Source organism: Quadrisphaera setariae, from assembly GCF_008041935.1.
Taxonomy (GTDB): domain Bacteria; phylum Actinomycetota; class Actinomycetes; order Actinomycetales; family Quadrisphaeraceae; genus Quadrisphaera; species Quadrisphaera setariae.
The window spans coordinates 38,951-55,304 of record NZ_VKAC01000001.1 but is presented as its reverse complement, the minus strand read 5'-3'; the positions used below and the strand labels follow the sequence as shown (position 1 = coordinate 55,304).

Sequence of the window (16,354 nt, the reverse complement as noted above, 5' to 3'; positions counted from 1 at the left end):
GATCAGCGCTCGCCGCCCTCTCGGCCATCTCGGGCCCGTCGCTGCGCTCGACGCGAGGCACGCCGGGTGCCGGTGGTCGGGGCGGGGCGCAGCGGCGGACCTAGCCTGGAGACGTGGCGTGGCTGGTGGTCGCCGCGGCGACCGCCGCGCTCGCGGCGGGGATGACGCGGCTGGGCGTGCCGTCCGCGGCCCTGTTCGCCGCTGTGCTCGCCGGGCTGGTCGTGGCGCTGACCGGCTGGCCGCGGACGCGGTGGCGCCGCGGGGAGCGCCTGGAGCTGGCCACGCCGGTCTCCAAGGGCGCGCAGGCGGTGCTGGGCGTGCTGTCGGGGGCGCTGCTGCAGCCCGCCACCCTGGCCGAGCTGGCCGGCTCCTGGGCACCGGTGCTGGCGGCCGTGGTCGCGACGCTGCTGGTCAGCGTGCTGGCGGGCCTGCTGCTGGGGCTCCGGCGCGACGTCGACGCCGCCACCGGCTCCTTCGCCATGGTCGCCGGAGGCGCGTCGGGGCTGACCGCCATCGCCGGGGAGCTGGGCGCCGACCAGCGGGTGGTGGCGGTGGTGCAGTACCTGCGGGTGCTGCTCATCCTGCTGGCGATGCCGGTGGTAGCGGTGCTGCTGGGCGGCGGCTCGAGCGGGGCACCACCGGGTGGCGCTGGGAGCGGGTCGGGCGGTGGGCTCACCGCGAGCGCGGCGCCGTGGTGGGTCGACGTGCTCTTCACCGCGGTCGTCGCGGCGGTGGGGATCTGGCTGGCGCGCCTGGCGAAGCTTCCGGCCGCGCCGCTGCTCGGACCCATGGTGGTGGCCGCCGCGGTCTCGGCGACCGGGCTCACGCAGGGCGCGACGGTGCCCGGCCCGGTGCTGCAGGTGGCCTTCGCGCTGATCGGGCTGCAGGTGGGCCTGTCGTTCACGCGCTCCAACCTGAAGACCGTCGGGCGGGTGCTGCCGGCGGCGCTGGCCCTCATCGTCCTGGTCATCGGGGCGACGGCCGCGGTGGGCGTCCCGCTGCTCCGCCTGGCCGGTGCGTCCACGCTGGACGCGTACCTGGCCACCACGCCGGGCGGGCTCTACGCGGTGGTGGCGACCTCGGCGGACAGCGGTGGCGACACCACGCTGGTGCTGGCCGTCCAGGTGCTCCGCCTGCTGGTGATGCTGCTGCTGGCGCCGCTCATCGGTGCCGCACTGGGTCGAGGAGGACGACGACGGCGGAGGCGGCCGGGGCGCTGAGGCGCCCCCGCGCGCGTCGTCGTCCTCGTGGTCGTCGGGAGGCTCAGACGTCGACGCGGTACGGCAGCGCCAGCTCGTCGCCCGGCAGGCCCCGGATGGCCCAGTCGTGGCGGGGCGTCTCGATGAGGGTGACCTCGAGGTCCGCCGGCTCGACGCCGAGGGCGCCGACGTCGCGGTAGAGGCGGGCGTAGAAGGCCTTCTTGGTGTCCACCTCGCGGCCCTCGAACATGAGCACCTCGACGACGAGGTAGCGCTCGGTGCGGCCGTCGGGGGTGGGGAAGTCGTCAGCGGTCATGGGGAAGAAGCGGTGGAAGCGCTTGCTGGGCGGCAGCTGCAGCACGTCGACCGCGGCGGCGTGGAGGACGTCGGACAGCTCGCTGCGCACGCCGCGCAGGAAGGTGTCGCGGCCGTAGACCTTGAACTGCGCCATGGGCAGACGCTGCCACACGCGCCGGGCCCGGCGCGGGACCCCGACCGGCCGCACCCAGCGCCCTACGCTCACCGGCCATGACCAGCAGCTCGGCGCCGCCGGGGCCACCTCCCAGCACCACCAGCCCTCCTCGCTCGACCCCGGACCTCGTGGCGACGACCGGGCTGCTCCTCCTGGCCGTCGTGCTCGCGCTGGTGTCGACGGTGGCCGTGGCCGGTCTGGTCATGGGTGTGAGCAGCTGCACCGAGCAGACCTGCGCCCTGTTCGGGATCTTCGGCGGCGCTGCCGTGGCGACGGTGGGCCCCTGGGTGGGCGTGCTGGGCCTCGGCGCGTGGGCCGTGGTCCGGTCGGTCAGGCGGCGGCGGGCGTGGTGGACCGCGCTCGCCGCGGCGCTCAGCGTGCCCGTGCTGTGGTTCGGCGGCGGGGCTCTGATGTGGCTGGCCGCCGGCGGGGCGAGCGCATGAGGCCCTGCTCGCCGTCCCCGCGCTGTGGTTCGCCGGGGCGGGGCTCGTCTGGCTGAGCGTCGGCGGCGCCAGCCGGTGACCGAGGGCCGGAGCAGGACGGCGCCTGCCTAGGGTGACCTGGTGAGCGCGCTGCCCGAGGTCTCGGACACCTTCGACGCCGAGGCCTGGGCGGTCGTCCCCGGCTTCGAGGGGCTCACCGACACCACCTACCACCGGTGCGTGCTGCCGGGAGCGGCCGGCGGCACCGTGCGGATCGCCTTCGACAGGCCGCACGTGCGCAACGCGTTCCGCCCGCACACCGTCGACGAGCTGTACCGCACCCTCGACCACGCCCGCCGCTCCCCCGACGTCGGCTGCGTGCTGCTCACCGGCAACGGCCCGAGCCCCAAGGACGGCGGGCACTCGTTCTGCTCCGGCGGCGACCAGCGCATCCGCGGCCGCTCCGGCTACCAGTACGCGGCCGGTGACGCACCCGACGAGACCGCGGCGGGCGTCGACGCCCGGCGCACAGCGGCCGAGGGCGGGCGGCTGCACGTCCTCGAGGTGCAGCGCCTGATCCGGACCATGCCGAAGGTCGTCGTCGCCGTCGTGCCGGGGTGGGCCGCCGGCGGCGGGCACAGCCTGCACGTGGTGTGCGACCTCACCGTCGCCAGCCGGGAGCACGCCCGGTTCAAGCAGACCGACGCCGACGTCGGCAGCTTCGACGCCGGGTACGGCTCCGCGTACCTGGCGCGCATGGTCGGCCAGAAGCGGGCGCGGGAGATCTTCTTCCTGGGGCGGGAGTACTCGGCGCAGGACATGGCCGACATGGGCGCGGTGAACGTCGTGGCCGACCACGCCGACCTCGAGCGCGAGGCGCTGCGCGTCGCCGCCGAGGTGTGCGGCAAGAGCCCGACCGCGCAGCGGATGCTCAAGTTCGCCTTCAACCTCGTGGACGACGGGCTCATGGGCCAGCAGGTCTTCGCGGGGGAGGCGACGCGGCTGGCGTACATGACCGACGAGGCCGTGGAGGGGCGCGACTCGTTCCTGCAGCGCCGCGAGCCCGACTGGTCGCCGTTCCCCTACTACTTCTGAGGAGGGTGCCGCCGTGCCCGACCGAGGAGTCCGGGAGCGTGCGCGCGCTCTCGCCGAGGAGCTCCTCGCCCCCCAGGCGGCCGACGTCGAGGCGGCCGGCGCAGTGCCGCGCTCCCACCTCGACGCGCTCGCCGCGGCGGGCCTGCGCCGGGCCGACGGCGAGGACGCGCTGGCCGTGGTCGAGGAGCTGGCCGCCGGTGACCTGGCCACCGCCTTCGTGTGGATCCAGCAGGTGGGCGTCGCACGGTGGCTCGGGGCGGCCGTCGCCGACGGTGGCGACGAGCGGTGGGCGGCGCAGCTCGACGACCTGCGCACCGGGCGGGCGCACGCCGGCATCGCGCTGCAGGCGGCGCTGCGCCCCGGGCCCGCCGCCGTCGTGGCGCGCCCGGTCAGCGGCGACGACGTGCACGGCGACGGCTGGGTGCTCGACGGCGAGGTGCCCTGGGTGACGGGCTGGGGCCTGCTCGACGCCGTGCTCCTCACCGCGCGGGACGGCGAGGAGGTGCTCTTCCTGCTGCTCGACCTGGGTGAGGTGCGCCGCGGCGGCCAGGCGGTGGGCCTGCGGGGCGAGCTGCTGCCGCTGGCCGCCGTGCGGGCCAGCCGCACCGTGGAGCTGCACCTCGACGGCTTCCGCGTGGGCGCGGACCGGCTCGTGGCGCGCGGGCAGCACGCCGCCCTCCTCGCCGGTGACGCGGCGGGGCTGCGCCCCAACGGCTCCCTCGCCCTGGGGCTGGTCCAGCGCTGCGTCCGGGCGATGCGCACCGACGACCGCCACGCCGAGCGGAGCGCGGCGCTGGCGGAGGAGCTGGGGGCCGTGCGGGTGCGGCTGGACGCCGCCGGGCCCGACGACCTGCCGGGGGCACGGGCAGCCGCCGTCGACCTGGCGTGGCGGGCCGCGGCGGCGCTGGCGCTGGCGACCGGCAGCAGCGCCGTCATCGCCCCCTCCCTCGCGGAGCGGACCGTGCGCGAGGCGCTGTTCCTGCTCGTCTTCGGCTCGCGCCCGGCGATCCGCGAGGCCCTGCTCGACGGGCTGCTGGCGTCCCGCCGAGCCTGAGGCCGAGGCACCGACCTCTCGCGCCCGCGTCACCGGCCGTCCACCTCGGCGTCGCCGGTGGGAGCGCTGCGACCGGTAGAACGGCGGCCTGTGAGCGCGACCACGCCCGCCCTCCCCGCCCCCACCGTCAGCGCCGACGCGCTCGCCGAGCTGCCGCACCAGCGGCCGCGACGCGCCCCGGCGTCGACGGCGGACGTCGCCGTCGAGAGCCGACCCGAGAAGCCGCTGCTGCGGGGGTGGTTGCACGCCGGGCTCGTACCGGTGGTGCTGGCCAGCGGAGCGGTGCTGCTCCCGCGCGCAGGCACCCCTGCGCAGACGGGAGCGGTGGCGGTCTACCTGACCGTCAGCGCGGTGCTGTTCGCCACGAGCGCGCTCTACCACCGCCTGAGCTGGTCGCCGGAGGCGCTGCTGCGCGTGCAGCGCCTCGACCACGGCAACATCCCGCTGGCCGTGGCGGCCTGCGCCACCCCGCTGCTCGTGGTGGGCCTGCCCGGGCGCGACGGCAGCCTGCTGCTGGTCGCGGTCTGGGCGGCCGCGCTGCTGGCTGCGGCCGCCCGCTGGCTGTGGCCCAGCTGCCCGCGACCGCTGCACACGGCGGGGACGGTGGCCCTCGGGTGGGCGGTGGTCCCCTCCCTGCCGGCCGTGGCGGCCCACGGCCAGCCGGTGGTCGCCGTGCTCGTCGTCGTCGGCGGGGTGCTGTTCACCGCCGGCGGCGCGGTGTACGCGACGCGCTGGCCGGAGCCGTCGCCGCGGTGGTTCGGCCACCACGAGGTGTTCCACGCCCTCACGGTGGTGGCGTGGCCCGTCCACGCCGCGGCCGTCTGGCTGCTGTGCGCATGACCTCCGCTGCCGGTCGGCCCCTGTCAGCTGCCAGGTGGACGTGGTAGACCGGACCGGGATGACGGTGTCCCGACCCTCGGCCTTCCGGAGGTGCCCCGCATGAGCGCGTCCCACCCGGTCCCCTCGCGGGTCACCGTGCCCTCCCCCGCCTCGCTGGCGCCCGTGCTCAAGCCCCTCATGCGGGGGTGGCTCCACGCCGGCGCCGCTCCCCTGGTGCTGGCTGCCGGGATCGTGCTCGTGTGCCTGGCGAACGGCGCCGCCGCCACCACGGCCGTGGCGATCTTCGCGGGCACGAGCACGCTGCTGTTCGCCACCAGCGCCGTCTACCACCGCTTCCGCTGGTCGGACCGCGCGCGGCTGTGGCTGATGCGCGCCGACCACGGCAACATCCCGCTGGTCATCGCCGGGTCCATGACGCCGGTGGCGCTGCTGGGCCTCACCGGTGGGTGGCGGGTCGGGGTGCTCGCGACGGTGTGGACGGCGGCCCTGCTGGCGGTGGCCTTCCGCTGGCTGTGGCCCCGGTGCCCCCGGGCGCTGCACACGAGCATCTCCCTGGTGCTCGGATGGGCCCTGCTGCCCGCGCTGCCGGTGCTGCTCGACCACGGCGGCGTCGCGGTCTTCACGCTCGTGCTGGTGGGCGGCGCCCTCTACACGGTGGGCGGGGTCGTCTACGGCCTCAAGCGGCCGAACCCCTGGCCGCGGACCTTCGGCTTCCACGAGGTGTTCCACACCCTGACGCTGCTGGCCTGGCCGGCGCACTACGTGGCGATCAGCCTGCTGGCCTACCGCTGACCCACCCCGGGAAGGCGTCCCCCGCGAGACCGACGTAACCTCCTCAGCGATCTCACAGCCGAGAGCGAGGAGCCGACCATGGCGACCGCGACGACGACGTCCGAGCCGGACGAGGTCGAGCAGCCCCAGACCGCACCACCCCGCTCCAGGACCGGGCAGGTGGTGCTGTGGACGGCGGTCTCGCTGGTCGGCGCGGCCTGCTGGACGGTCCTGGCGATCGCGCGCGGGGAGTCGGTCAGCGCGCTCTGGATCCTCTTCGCGGCGCTGTGCTCCTACGCCATCGCGTACCGCTTCTACTCCCGGTTCATCACCTACCGGGTGCTGCGCGCCGACGACCGCCGGGCCACGCCCGCCGAGCGGCTCGAGAACGGCACCGACTACGAGGTGACCGACCGACGGGTGCTGTTCGGGCACCACTTCGCCGCCATCGCCGGCGCCGGACCGCTGGTCGGGCCGGTGCTCGCGGCGCAGATGGGCTACCTGCCGGGGACCATCTGGATCGTCGTCGGCGTGATCTTCGCGGGGGCCGTGCAGGACCTCGTCGTCCTGTTCTTCTCCATGCGGCGCAACGGCAAGAGCCTCGGCCAGATGGTGCGCGAGGAGATCGGCGTGGTCGGCGGGATCGCGGCGCTGGTCGCCGTCTTCGCCATCATGATCATCATCTTGGCGGTGCTGGCGCTCATCGTGGTGAACGCCCTCGCCGAGTCGCCGTGGGGCGTCTTCTCCATCGCCCTGACCGTGCCGATCGCCCTGTTCATGGGCGTGTACCTGCGCTACCTGCGCCCCGGGCGGGTGCTGGAGACCACCGCCATCGGCGTCGTCCTGCTGCTGGCCGCCATCATCGGTGGCGGGTACGTGGACCAGCTGGGGCTGGCGGAGTCGCTGACCCTGTCCAAGGAGACGCTGGTCATCGCGCTGGTCGTCTACGGCTTCGTCGCCTCGGTGCTCCCGGTGTGGCTGCTGCTGACGCCTCGCGACTACCTGTCCACCTTCATGAAGGTCGGCGTGATCGTGCTGCTGGCGGCAGCGCTGCTGCTGGCCCGCCCGGTGCTCGAGAACGACGCGGTCACCAGCTTCGCCCGCGAGGGGAACGGGCCGGTGTTCGCCGGGTCGCTGTTCCCGTTCGTCTTCATCACCATCGCCTGCGGCGCGCTGTCGGGCTTCCACGCCCTGATCTCCTCGGGCACCACGCCCAAGATGGTGGCCAAGGAGCGGCAGGTCAGGTTCATCGGCTACGGCGGCATGCTCATGGAGAGCTTCGTGGCCATCAGCGCGCTCATCGCGGCCTCGGTGATCGACCAGGGCCTCTACTACGCGATGAACGCTCCGGCCGGCGCCACGGGCGGCACCCCGGAGACGGCGGCCGCGTACGTGAGCGGCCTGGGCTTCGCCACCTCGCCCGACGCCCTGGCAGCGGCGGCCGCGGCCATCCAGGAGCCGAGCATCATCTCCCGCACCGGCGGTGCGCCGACGCTGGCGATGGGCATCTCGCAGATCTTCCACGAGGCGTTCGGCGGGAACATGCAGGCGTTCTGGTACCACTTCGCGATCATGTTCGAGGCGCTGTTCATCCTCACCGCCGTCGACGCCGGCACCCGCGTGGGCCGCTTCATGCTGCAGGACACGATCGGCAACGTGTGGCCGAAGTTCGGCGACCTGACCTGGCGCACCGGCACGTACACCGCCAGCGCCGTCGTCGTGGGGGCCTGGGGCTACTTCCTCTACACCGGCGTCACCGACCCGCTCGGCGGCATCAACCAGCTGTTCCCGCTGTTCGGCATCGCCAACCAGCTGCTCGCGGCGATCGCGCTGACGCTGTGCACCACGCTGCTCATCAAGCACGGCAAGGCGAGGTACGCGTGGGTGACGGGCGTGCCCCTGGCGTGGGACCTCGTCGTCACGATGACGGCCAGCTGGCAGAAGGTCTTCTCCTCCAACCCGGCCATCGGCTACTTCGCGCAGGCCTCGAAGTACCGCGACGCCCTCGCCGCCGGAGAGGTGCTGGCGCCCGCCAAGGACGCCGCGCAGATGCAGCAGGTGGTCACCAACTCCACCACCAACGGCGTGCTGCAGTCGCTGTTCGCGCTGCTGGTGGTCGTGGTGGCCGCCAACGCGGCCGTGGTGGTGGTGCGAGCGCTGAGGGCCGGGCAGCTGCCCACCACGGAGGTGCCGTTCGAGCGCTCGCAGCTGGTGGAGCCCGCGGGGATGCTCCCCACCCCGGAGGAGAAGGAGGCCGTGCGCGTGCACGCCGCGGCCGGCGGCCGGGTCTCCGGCGGGTCGCACGGCGACCACCGGTGAGGTCGCGCCTGGCGGACGTCGTGGCGGGGGTGCGCTGGTACCTGCGGGAGATCGGCGGCACCGCCCGCTGGGACGCCTACCTCGAGCACTGCCGCGAGCACGGGCACACCCCGGTGAGCCGGCGCCAGTTCGAGCGGGAGCGCACCGACGCGAAGGCGGCGAGCCCCGGCGCCCGCTGCTGCTGAGGCCGTTCCCCGGACCGCAGCCGGAGACCCGGCTGCGGTCTGGAGGGGAGCAGAACCGCAAGCGGACGCTCGGCTGCGGTTGTCACGCCACCTGGACCGCAAGCGGGTGCTCGGCTGCGAGGAGTCCGGGGGTCAGGGCGACGTCGGAGCGGGCGCCTCCTGGCGCGGGGCGCGCCGCAGGGACACGGACAGGACGGCGGCGACGGCGCACAGGGCCGCACCGCCCAGCCACGCCGCGGTGTAGGTGCCGGTCTGCTCGCGCAGCACCCCTGCCGCGCCCGCGGCGACCGCAGCACCGACCTGGTGGGAGGCGAACACCCACCCGAAGACCACGGTGCCGGCGGAGCCGAACAGCTCCCGGCAGAGGACGGCCGTCGGGGGCACGGTGGCCACCCAGTCGAACCCGTACACCACGACGAACAGCAGCATGCTGGGGTGCACCGACGGCCCGAGCAGCGACGGGAGCACGAGCAGCCCCACGCCGCGGAAGGCGTAGTAGGCGAGCAGGAGCAGCCGCGGGTCCACCCGGTCGGTGAGGTAGCCCGACGCGATGGTCCCGGCGATGTCGAAGATCCCGACGACGGCGAGGAGCCCGGCGGCGGTGGTCGTCGCCATGCCGTGGTCGTGCGCTGAGGGCACGAAGTGCACGCCCACCAGCCCGTTGGTGGTGGCGCCGCAGATGGCGAAGGCACCCGCCAGGCCCCAGAAGGCCGGGCGCCGGCTCGCCGTGCGCAGGGCCGCCAGAGCGCGGCCGGCCGCCCCTCCCCGGGCCGCGGGCGCCTGCGCCGGGGCGACGCGGGGAGAGGCCGCCTCCAGCGGCGAGGAGGCCTCGGCCCCCTCGTCCGGCCGCGGCTCGGCGCCGTAGGGCAGCACTCCGAGGTCGAGCGGACGGTCGCGCAGGAGCGCCAGGACCAGGGGGACGACGGCGAGCGCAGCGCCCGCCACCACGAGCAGGGCGGTCCGCCACCCCAGCGCGTCGGAGGTGACGGCGACGACGGGCAGCAGGGAGAGCTGGCCGGTGGCGCTGCCGGCGGTGAGCACCCCGATGACGAGGCCCCGGCGCCGCACGAACCACCGGTCGGCCACGGTGGCCGCGAACACCAGCGCCATCGACCCGGTGCCCAGCCCGATGAGCAGGCCCCACGTGGGCAGCAGCTGCCAGGCGGCCTGCGCCCGCGAAGACAGGGCGGCACCGGTCGCGATGAGCAGCAGCGCGCACGCGACGACCCGGCGCATGCCGAAGCGCTCCATGAGCGCCGCAGCGAAGGGTGCGGTGAGCCCGAAGAGCACGAGGTTGACGCTGACGGCCAGCGACACCAGCGAGGTGGACCAGCCCAGCTCGTCGTGCAGCGGGACCATGAGCACGCCGGGGGCCGCCCGGAACCCCGCGGCCCCGACCAGCGCCACGAAGGCGACGGCCGCCACGCCCCACGCGGGGTGGACGCGCCCGCTGCGCCTCCGGCGCGCCCGGGGCTGGTGGATCTGGGCGGGGGTGCTCACCACGCCGCCCAGTGTGCGGCCGTCGGTAGCGTCGGCACGTGCCTTCCGCCAGCGGTGCTCCCCTCGTCGTCGTCACCGGTGCCGCCGGTCGCATCGGGAGGTCGGCGGCTCCCCTGCTGCCCGCCGGCTGGCGGCTGCGGCTGACGGACCTGCGCGCCGGCCAGCTGCCCGGCAGCGGGCTGGCCGTGGAGGCGCTGGACGTCACCGACGAGGCCGCGTGCGCCGCGGCCTTCGAGGGCGCTGACGCCGTCATCCACCTGGCCGGCGTGCCCGATCCCGCGGCGACGTGGGAGCAGCTGCTGCCCGCCAACGTCATCGGGACGCACGCCGTCGCCGCAGCGGCCGTGGCCGCCGGAGTGGGGCGGCTCGTGGTGTGCAGCAGCCTGCAGGCGGTCTCGGCGCCCGTCGCCGAGCACCAGGTCCGCAGCGAGGACCCGCCGCGACCGGCGAACCTCTACGGCGCCACCAAGGGCTGGGCCGAGCTGGTGGGCTCGTGGGTGGCGGCCACGAGCGGCACCTCCGTGGTGGCCCTGCGGATCGGGTACTTCAACGAGCAGCGCCCACCGTGGCCGGGGACGACCCCGCGCGAGCTGGCGGCGTGGCTGTCGGTGCGCGACGCCGCCGAGCTGCTGCGCGCCTCGGTGGAGTCGGACCTGCGCGAGGTCGACGGTGGGCCCGTGGGACACGGGGCGGGCTTCGTGGTGGTCAACGGCACATCGGCGGGGCGCTACCGCAAGGCCGACGTCTCCACCACGCAGCGGGTGCTCGGCTACCGGCCCCTCGACGACGCCTGGGCCGGCGAGCCGCTCCCCTGACCGGTCAGCGGAGTCAGCGACGGGCCGCGTGCACGGCCACCTCGGCCGCCTTCACCGCGAACCACACCCGCGCACCCGGCACGAGGTCGAGGTCGGCCGCGGACGCGGCGGTGACGTCGGCGGCGAGGACCGGGCCCGCCTCGAGGGCTTCCGCCGCGCCCGCCTCCAGACGGGCGCGCACCCGCACGAGCGCGCCGCGGGGCTCGACGGCCGTCACCGTCACGGCCAGCGCGTTGCGAGGGCTCGAGGCCCCCGGCGCGGGGTGGTCCCGGTGCACGGCCACGGCGGCGGGCGAGAACACGGCCACCGCGGGCTCGCCGGGACGGCACCCGGGGTCGAGCACACCCGCGACCGGGTGCCCGGCCGCGGTGAGCAGACCGCCGGAGGCAGCCGTGCCCGCGAGGAGGTCCAGCCCCGCCAGGCGGGCGGCGAAGGCGCTGCGCGGCTGGGCGAGCACCTCGCGGACCGGCCCCTCCTCCACCACGCGGCCCGCGTCCAGCACCACGGCGCGGTCGGCGAGGGCGAGCGCGTCGAGGGGGTCGTGGGTCACGAGGAGCACCGGCGGCGCCGAACCCGTCGGAGGGGCTGACAGCACGCGGCGCAGCAGCTGCCGCACCTCCGGCGCGGCGGCGACGTCCAGGGCCGCCATCGGCTCGTCGAGCAGCAGCGCGCGGGGCTGAGCGGCGAGAGCCCGGGCCACGGCCACCCGCTGGGCCTGCCCGCCGCTCAGCTGGCCGGGACGCCGGTCGGCGAGGTGCGCGACGTCGACGCGCTCGAGCCAGCGCTGTGCGCTCTGGCGGGCGGCGCGGCGGCCCGCTCCGGCGGCCCGGGGCCCGAAGGCGACGTTGTCGAGCACCGACAGGTGGGGGAAGAGCAGGGCCTCCTGGGCGAGCAGCGCGACGCCCCGCCGGTGGGGTGGCACGTCGACGGGCCCGCCGGGAGCGCCTGCTGCAGCGGAGGTGTCGTCGGGACCGGACGTACCGACCGACAGCAGCACCCGGCCGTCCAGCTCCACGCGCCCCCGGTCGGGGCGCAGCAGGCCCGCGGCCACGCCGAGCAGCGTCGACTTGCCGGCTCCGTTGGCTCCCAGGAGCGCCACCACCTCGCCGGGGGGGACGCGCACCCGTGCGCTGACGCGGCGGTCCGCGACGACGGCGTCGACCAGCAGCCCGCCGCCGGCCCCCGCGGCCGGGGCGCTCACAGCCCCCCGTCCCGGCGGCCGCGCGCCACGACGATGACGACCACCGCCACCACGACGAGCACGAGGGAGAGCGCGACGGCGGCGCGTGCGTCGCTCTCGCGCTGCAGGTAGACCTCCAGGGGCAGGGTGCGGGTGACGCCCTGCAGGCTGCCGGCGAAGGTCAGCGTGGCGCCGAACTCCCCCAGCGAGCGCGCAAAGGAGAGCACCGTCCCCGACGCCAGACCCGGCAGCACCAGTGGCAGCGTGACGCGGCCCAGCACGGCGGACGGGGAGGCGCCGAGCGTCGCGGCCACCTGCTCGTACCCGGTCCCCCGTGCCCGCAGGGCGCCCTCCAGCGACAGCACGAGGAAGGGCATCGCCACGAACGACTGCGCGATGACCACCGCCGCCGTGGAGAACGCGATCCGCAGCCCGAGCACCTCCAGCGACGAGCCCAGCAGTCCCTGCCGGCCGAAGGTGTAGAGCAGGGCGATGCCGCCGACCACGGGCGGCAGCACCAGCGGGACGAGCACGAGGGACCGCAGCAGCCGCAGCCCCGGGAAGGAGCACCGCGCCAGCACCAGCGCCACGGGCACGCCCAGGAGGAGGCACACGGCGGTGCTGCAGGTGGCCGTCAGCAGGGACAGCCGCAGCGCCGCCAGCGACGCCTCGGAGGTGACCAGGGCCGGGAAGGCCGCCCAGTCGACCTTGGTGACGACGGCGACGAGCGGCAGCACCACGAACGCCGCTCCGAGGGCCGCGGGGGCGAACGCCCAGGTCGGAAGACCCACCCGCGCCCGGGGTCGGCCCCCGGGCCGGAGCCGCGGCCGGGTCTGGCTCAGGGCGCCCCGAACCCAGCGGCCCGCAGGACGGCCCGCCCCTGCGCACCGACCACGTACTGGGCGAACTCCGCGGCCAGCTCCGGCTGGGCGGCGCCGGTGAGCGGGGCGACCGGGTAGGTGTTGACGACACCGCTGCTCTCGGGGAAGGGCACGTCCGTGACCTTCCCCTGCGCGCCGCGGGCGTCGGTGGCGTAGACGAGCCCGGCGTCGGCCTCTCCGGACTCGACCTTGGTGAGCACGTCGGTGACGGAGCTCTCCTCGCTCACCGGCGCGAGCGCGACCCCCGTGGCCCTCTCGACCCGCTCGGCGGCCGCGCCGCACGGGACCTGCGGGGCGCAGACCACCACGGCGGTGCCGGGCTCGGCGAGGTCCGCGAACGAGGCGACGCCCTTCGGGTTGCCCGGCGGCGTGACGATGGTGAGCACGTTGGTGGCGAAGGCCACCGGCGGCTGCGCCGTGAGGCCGGCGTCGACGACCCTGGTCATGTTCGCCTGGTCGGCGGAGGCGAAGACGTCTGCCGGGGCGCCGTTCTGGACCTGCGTGACGAGGTCCGACGACCCGGCGAAGCTGAACGCCACCGTCACGCCGGGGTGCTCCGCCTCGAACTGCGTCCCGATCTCGGTGAACGTGCCCTTCAGCGAGGCGGCGGCGAACACGGTGAGCGTCCCCGTGGGTGCTGAGGACGACGCCGCCCCCGCGCTCGTCGTCGTGCTCGACGCCGAGCCGGTCGGCGTGCCGGAGGCGCAGCCGGCGAGCAGGAGGGCGGCGCCGCCCGCGACGGCCGCGGCCAGGAGCTGGGCGCGCCTCACGAGGTGCCGCCGGGGGTCTCGACGATGACGGTGGTCGCCTTGACCACCGCCACGGCCGTGCGACCGGGCTCGAGGTGCAGCTCGCGAGCGGCGTCGGCGCTCATGAGCGAGGTGACGCGGTGCGGCCCGCACTGCATCTCGACCTGGGCCATGACGCCGTCCGCGACCACGGAGGTCACGAGCCCCACGAAGCGGTTGCGGGCCGACCTGGCGACGCCCGAGGGGTCGGCCGGGGTGGGGCCGGCGTGGTCGCGGGCGAAGGCGGCCAGCTCCGCGCCGTCCACCGAGGCCCGGCCGGCCGGACCTGAGCGCGCGGTGAGCGCTCCGGACTCGATCCAGCGGCGCACCGTGTCGTCGCTGACGCCGAGGAGCGCGGCGGCCTCGCGGACGGAGTAGAGCACCCGACCAATGTATCCGCAGATGCGGACAGAGGGCCGCCCACCAGCCGCACATGCGGAACCCCGTTGGATCTGTGGTGGACCTGGGCGCATGTTCCCCACTCTGCTGGGAATGAAGTTGCCTGCTGCAAGCACTACACATACAGTTGCTTCAGCAAACTTCTTTGAGGAGGTCCCGTGGCCAGTCCCCACGCCTGCGCCGCGCTCATCGCCACCTTCCCGGCGCTGGCGCGCTCCAAGCGCGCCGTGGTCGGCCACACGCGGCTCGCCCCGGTGTCCGCGCTCGCCGCGGTCGCCGCGGCGGGGCCGGTGCGCGTCTCGGAGGTCGCCGAGCTCATGGGCCTGGACCTGTCGACCGTCAGCCGTCAGGTCTCCCACCTGCGGCGCGACGGCCTGGTGGAGTCCACCCCCGACGCCGACGACGGCCGCTCGCAGCGGCTGTCCGTCACGGACGCCGGGAGGGCGCTGCTGCGCGACGAGCGCCACCGCATGGTCGACCGCCTCGTCGAGCGCCTCGTCGACTGGGACGACGCCGAGCTGGCCGAGATCACCGCGCTGATCGGCCGCCTCACCGCCGACCTCAGCGCAGCGCCGCAGCACCACCCCGAGACCGCACGCCCCACCGCCACCACCGCGAGGACCGCATGACCACCACCGCAGCACGCCCGAGCACCGCAGCAGCATCCCCGCCGACGGCACCGGCCGGTGGCGACGCCCAGGTCCACATGACCCACCGGCAGATCCTCGAGGCGCTCTCGGGCCTCCTGCTGGGCATGTTCGTGGCCATCCTCAGCTCGACCGTCGTCTCCAACGCCCTCCCGGTGATCCTGCCGGCGCTCGGCGGCGGCGAGTCCGGCTACACCTGGGTGGTCGTGGCGGCACTGCTCGCCACCACCGTGTCCACGCCCATCTGGGGCAAGCTCGCCGACATCTTCTCCAAGAAGGTGCTCGTCCAGAGCTCGCTGGTCATCTTCGTCATCGCGTCGGTGGTGGCCGGGCTCTCCGTCAACGTCCCGATGCTCATCGCCGCCCGCGTCGGCCAGGGCCTCGGCGCCGGCGGCCTCACCGCGCTCGCGCAGATCGTCCTGGCCACGATGATCGCGCCGCGCGAGCGCGGCCGGTACTCCGGCTACCTCGGCGCCACGTTCGCCCTGGCCACCGTCGGCGGTCCCCTCATCGGCGGCGTCATCACCGAGCACCTGTCGTGGCACTACACGTTCTTCGTGGGCGTCCCCTTCGCCGTCGCGGCGTTCTTCGTCATCCAGAAGACCCTCGACCTGCCCGTGGTGAAGCGCGAGGTGCACATCGACTACTGGGGCGCCACGCTGCTCGCGGCCGGCGTCTCGTCGCTGCTCATCTGGGTCTCGCTGGCGGGCAAGAACTTCGACTGGGTGTCGTGGCAGACGTTCGCCCTGGTGGGCGGCGGCATCGCACTGCTGGTCGCGCTGGTGCTCGTGGAGCGCCGCGTCAAGGACGCGATCATCCCGCTGCACCTCTTCCGCTCCTCGACCACCGTGCTCGCCTCCGTCGCCAGCCTCTTCGTGGGCGTCGCGATGTTCGGCGCCACGATCTTCCTGGCGCAGTACTTCCAGCTGGCCCGCGGCGACTCGCCCACGGTCGCCGGCCTGCGCACCCTGCCGATGATCGCCGGCCTGTTCCTGTCCTCCACCGTCATCGGGCAGCTGGTCTCCCGCACCGGCCGCTGGAAGCGCTGGATCGTCACCGGCGGCGTGCTGCTCACCGCGGGGCTCGGCCTCATGGGCACCATCGCCTGGGACACCGACTACTGGGTGGTCGCCGTCTACATGGCGCTGGTGGGCCTGGGCGTCGGCATGATGATGCAGAACCTCGTGCTCGCGGTGCAGAACGTCACGGCGCCGCAGGACATGGGAACGGCCAGCTCCTTCGTGGCCTTCACCCGGTCCCTCGGCGGCTCCATCGGCGTCTCGGTGCTGGGAGCGGTGCTCGGCCACCGCGTGACCGGGTACCTGACGTCCAGCCTCACCGAGGCGGGCGTCGACCCCTCGCAGCTCGGCGCCGCCGGCAGCGGTGGCGTGCCGGTGCTGTCCCAGATCCCGCAGCCGGTCCGCACCCTCGTGCAGGCCGCCTACGGCGACGGCATCGCCGACATCTTCCTCACGGCGGCCCCGTTCGCCCTCCTGTCGCTGCTGTTCGTGCTCTTCTTCAAGGAGACCGCGCTGCGGACCACCAACGGTCCGGCCGCCGCCCCGGCGCCCGCCGAGGGCGAGACCGCGACGGCCCAGCTCGGCACCGCCCCTCTGGGCAGCGCCGGTGGTGACCGGACCGCTCAGGACGACGACGCCGCGCACCACGGCAAGCACGCCGCGCCCGTCGAGCCCGTCACCGGTGACGCCGACCACCTCGGCAGGCACGCCGACCGGCGCGTCCCGCTGGACGCCCACCGCTGACCCCCGGGGGCGCAGCGCAGGAGG

General features: G+C 75.2%; 17 protein-coding genes. 11 read left to right on the top strand and 6 right to left on the bottom strand.

What is annotated here, in order from left to right; genetic code table 11:
• Positions 1 to 113 precede the first annotated feature (113 nt).
• Positions 114 to 1,220, top strand: a complete 1,107-nt coding sequence (locus FMM08_RS00300) for an AbrB family transcriptional regulator (RefSeq protein ID WP_255471896.1) — start codon at positions 114 to 116, stop codon at positions 1,218 to 1,220.
• Between the two features lie 43 nt (positions 1,221 to 1,263).
• Here the strand turns inward: FMM08_RS00300 and FMM08_RS00295 are convergent, their stop codons facing one another.
• The gene (locus FMM08_RS00295) at positions 1,264 to 1,650 is read right to left on the bottom strand and encodes a tautomerase family protein (protein WP_147924374.1); all 387 of its coding nucleotides are present in this window, start codon (positions 1,648 to 1,650) and stop codon (positions 1,264 to 1,266) included.
• A gap of 77 nt (positions 1,651 to 1,727) precedes the next feature.
• Between FMM08_RS00295 and FMM08_RS00290 the strand changes: the two genes are divergently transcribed.
• The 7 genes from FMM08_RS00290 to FMM08_RS00260 all read left to right on the top strand — a co-directional run bounded on the left by FMM08_RS00290 (position 1,728) and on the right by FMM08_RS00260 (position 8,357).
• Positions 1,728 to 2,114, top strand: coding sequence for a hypothetical protein (locus FMM08_RS00290; protein ID WP_147924373.1), 387 nt, complete (start codon positions 1,728 to 1,730; stop codon positions 2,112 to 2,114).
• A gap of 120 nt (positions 2,115 to 2,234) precedes the next feature.
• Positions 2,235 to 3,188 carry a 1,4-dihydroxy-2-naphthoyl-CoA synthase gene (locus FMM08_RS00285; protein ID WP_147924372.1) on the top strand — a complete coding sequence of 318 codons (954 nt, stop codon included), beginning with the start codon at positions 2,235 to 2,237 and terminating at the stop codon, positions 3,186 to 3,188.
• 13 nt (positions 3,189 to 3,201) lie between these two features.
• A complete protein-coding gene (locus FMM08_RS00280) occupies positions 3,202 to 4,242 on the top strand; it encodes an acyl-CoA dehydrogenase family protein (protein ID WP_147924371.1) in 1,041 nt (346 codons plus the stop codon).
• Between the two features lie 90 nt (positions 4,243 to 4,332).
• On the top strand, positions 4,333 to 5,082 hold the full coding sequence (gene trhA / locus FMM08_RS00275) for a PAQR family membrane homeostasis protein TrhA (protein ID WP_187279443.1): 750 nt from the start codon (positions 4,333 to 4,335) through the stop codon (positions 5,080 to 5,082).
• A 99-nt stretch (positions 5,083 to 5,181) separates the two neighbouring features.
• Positions 5,182 to 5,874, top strand: coding sequence for a PAQR family membrane homeostasis protein TrhA (gene trhA / locus FMM08_RS00270; RefSeq protein WP_147924369.1), 693 nt, complete (start codon positions 5,182 to 5,184; stop codon positions 5,872 to 5,874).
• 78 nt (positions 5,875 to 5,952) lie between these two features.
• Complete coding sequence (locus tag FMM08_RS00265; protein WP_147924368.1) at positions 5,953 to 8,172, top strand: carbon starvation CstA family protein; 2,220 nt, start codon at positions 5,953 to 5,955, stop codon at positions 8,170 to 8,172.
• Complete coding sequence (locus FMM08_RS00260; RefSeq protein WP_147924367.1) at positions 8,169 to 8,357, top strand: CstA-like transporter-associated (seleno)protein; 189 nt, start codon at positions 8,169 to 8,171, stop codon at positions 8,355 to 8,357. The genes FMM08_RS00265 and FMM08_RS00260 overlap by 4 nt, the downstream gene beginning before the upstream one ends.
• A 132-nt stretch (positions 8,358 to 8,489) precedes the next feature.
• On the opposite strand, the gene FMM08_RS00255 is transcribed toward FMM08_RS00260, so the two are convergent.
• Positions 8,490 to 9,860, bottom strand: a complete 1,371-nt coding sequence (locus FMM08_RS00255; RefSeq protein WP_222710243.1) for an MFS transporter — start codon at positions 9,858 to 9,860, stop codon at positions 8,490 to 8,492.
• A 35-nt stretch (positions 9,861 to 9,895) separates the two neighbouring features.
• Between FMM08_RS00255 and FMM08_RS00250 the strand changes: the two genes are divergently transcribed.
• Complete coding sequence (locus FMM08_RS00250; RefSeq protein WP_147924366.1) at positions 9,896 to 10,672, top strand: NAD-dependent epimerase/dehydratase family protein; 777 nt, start codon at positions 9,896 to 9,898, stop codon at positions 10,670 to 10,672.
• Between the two features lie 13 nt (positions 10,673 to 10,685).
• On the opposite strand, the gene FMM08_RS00245 is transcribed toward FMM08_RS00250, so the two are convergent.
• Genes FMM08_RS00245 through FMM08_RS00230 form a run of 4 tightly spaced genes read right to left on the bottom strand, consistent with a single transcriptional unit; the run spans position 10,686 to position 13,904 of the window.
• Positions 10,686 to 11,873, bottom strand: coding sequence for a sulfate/molybdate ABC transporter ATP-binding protein (locus FMM08_RS00245; RefSeq protein WP_222710242.1), 1,188 nt, complete (start codon positions 11,871 to 11,873; stop codon positions 10,686 to 10,688).
• Positions 11,870 to 12,694 carry an ABC transporter permease gene (locus FMM08_RS00240; RefSeq protein ID WP_439653540.1) on the bottom strand — a complete coding sequence of 275 codons (825 nt, stop codon included), beginning with the start codon at positions 12,692 to 12,694 and terminating at the stop codon, positions 11,870 to 11,872. Before FMM08_RS00240 ends, FMM08_RS00245 begins: the two co-directional genes overlap by 4 nt.
• Complete coding sequence (gene modA / locus FMM08_RS00235; protein WP_187279442.1) at positions 12,691 to 13,503, bottom strand: molybdate ABC transporter substrate-binding protein; 813 nt, start codon at positions 13,501 to 13,503, stop codon at positions 12,691 to 12,693. Before modA ends, FMM08_RS00240 begins: the two co-directional genes overlap by 4 nt.
• Entirely contained in the window at positions 13,500 to 13,904 is a 405-nt protein-coding gene (locus FMM08_RS00230; RefSeq protein WP_255471894.1) for a TOBE domain-containing protein, read from the bottom strand. The genes modA and FMM08_RS00230 overlap by 4 nt, the downstream gene beginning before the upstream one ends.
• Positions 13,905 to 14,078: 174 nt before the next feature.
• On the opposite strand from FMM08_RS00230, the gene FMM08_RS00225 reads away from it, so the two are divergent.
• Positions 14,079 to 14,549, top strand: coding sequence for a MarR family winged helix-turn-helix transcriptional regulator (locus FMM08_RS00225; RefSeq protein ID WP_147924363.1), 471 nt, complete (start codon positions 14,079 to 14,081; stop codon positions 14,547 to 14,549).
• A gap of 77 nt (positions 14,550 to 14,626) precedes the next feature.
• On the top strand, positions 14,627 to 16,330 hold the full coding sequence (locus FMM08_RS00220; protein WP_147924804.1) for an MDR family MFS transporter: 1,704 nt from the start codon (positions 14,627 to 14,629) through the stop codon (positions 16,328 to 16,330).
• Positions 16,331 to 16,354 lie beyond the last annotated feature (24 nt).